2 protein-coding genes are annotated in these 1,861 nt (G+C 69.8%); both read right to left on the bottom strand.

The window, feature by feature from the left end:
- Positions 1–1,423, bottom strand: a 1,423-nt coding sequence (locus EP376_RS22595; RefSeq protein WP_206074837.1) for a baseplate megatron protein TIM-barrel domain-containing protein, incomplete at its 3' end; no start/stop codon positions are given.
- 9 nt (positions 1,424–1,432) lie between these two features.
- Positions 1,433–1,861: NlpC/P60 family protein (locus EP376_RS22590; protein WP_240652497.1), on the bottom strand; the 429-nt coding region annotated here is incomplete at its 5' end.

Genomic DNA, 1,861 nt, shown 5'->3' with positions numbered 1-1,861 from the left:
TCTCGGTGCCGATCAGGAAGGCGTCGACACCGCCTGCCGCCGCGCAGAGATGGGCGTAGTGCAGCACCATGCGCCGCAGACCCCAGTCGCCCGGCGTGCCGGTCCACGAAACCGACTGACCCGAAACGCTGAAGCTTGCGGGCGTTGCGGTGCCAAACAGTGCGGACACCTGCGTCGCGGCCGTGGCGGTCTTGTCCACCGTCCCCGCGAACCCTGCCGCGGGAGAACAGGTAATCCGCCCCCGCCAAGGGAACGCGGGCTGGCCGATCTCGGCGGCGTTGTCGGAATAGGGGTTCGGCAGGCTGTTGCCCGGCGGGACGTCCATCAGGATGAACGGGTAGAAGGTGACGCGCAGCCCACGCGCGTTCATCTCCTGGATCGCCTGCACCACCGCGAAGTCGGACGGCGTGCCGCCATAGACAGGGCGATCCTGATCGTCCCGGCTGACGAGGAAGGCGCTGGCGCGGCCGACGCCATTGACCGACCAGCTGGCGGGCGTGGTCAACTTCGCGGACACCTCGACACCGGGCCGCACCTTGCAGGAGCCCGCGCGCAGGTCGTCGCCGAACCACGCCACCACGAGGCTGACGCTCTCGACCACCGGGGCCATCGCCTGCAGCCGGTCGAGTGCCTCCACCATGTCCGTGGAGTCAGCCAGCGCGTTCAGGTTCTCGGGCACCGTCGCGCCGCCATCGGTCTTGCGGATCGCCTGCGTGGCATAGGTGAACTCGCCCGAGGCCGGGATCATGGTGACGGCGCGGGTCAGCCCCTCGGCGGTGTCGGGATCGGCGAGCGGGCGGAACACCTCGAAGGACAGCTGCGGCAGGCGGTTGCCGTAGGTCGAGAGCGCCAGTTCCTCGAAGACGACATAGGCGGTGCCGCGATAGGCGGGGGTGTTGGCCGCGCCCATCTTCGCGGCGATGAACGGATCAGCGGACTGTGCCTCGTCGCCAGGATACCAGCGCCAGGTGACGCCGGAGAGGTCCATCGGCTTGCCGTCGGCCCAGATGCGCCCGATCCCGGTGATCGGTCCCTCGCAGAGCGCCACGGCGAAGCTGGAATAGTAGAGGTACTCGGTCGTCTTGACCTTGCCGCCCCCGCCGCCCTTGCCGCCGCCCTGCGTGGTGGTCTTGGTCTCCTCGCGGAAATCGGTCGCCCAGATGATGTTGCCGCCCATGCGCATCCGGCCGTAGAGCCGCGGGATCACCGCGCCCTCGGTGGCCGAGGTGATGCGCAGGGTGTCGAGCCGCGCGCCCTCGATGCGCTGGGTGGGCGCCAGCGACGAGATGATCCAGCTGTCGACGACCGAGCCGATGCTGGAGCCGATGAAACCGCCGATCGTCGCGGCGCTGACGCCGAGGATCGCGCCGCCGATGCTGCCGCCAATGGCGGCGCCGGCCGCGCCGAGAACGAGGGTGGCCATGTGTGGATCTCAGCGTTGCGGGAAGAGGAAAGCGAAGGCAATGCGCCGAAGCCAGGCGTGGGTGAGCGGTTCCTCGATCACGCCGAGCCGCTCGTAGGCATGCAGAAAGGTGTCAGGCCCGGTCAGGATCCCGACATGCTTGGCGATGGCGCGGGGCTTCATTCGGAAGAGCACTAGCGCGCCCGGACCGGCTGCCGCGGGTTCCACCTCGACCATCATGGCGCGCGCGCCCTCGGCCAGCACCTCGCGCGGGCCGGTCTCGCCCCAGTCCCGACTGTAGGGCGGGACCGGGAACGGTTCCGGGCCCACAACCTCGCGCCAGACGCCCCGAGCAAGCCCGAGGCAATCGCAGCCGACGCCACGCAGGCTGGCCTGGTCGTGGTATGGTGTGCCCAGCCAGGACCGCGCGATGGCGATGACGCGGGCGGGATCGGCGGA

The sequence above is a fragment of the Alexandriicola marinus genome, from assembly GCF_004000435.1.
GTDB classification, from domain to species: Bacteria; Pseudomonadota; Alphaproteobacteria; order Rhodobacterales; family Rhodobacteraceae; genus Alexandriicola; species Alexandriicola marinus.
This window is presented reverse-complemented; position numbering and strand designations above follow the sequence as displayed.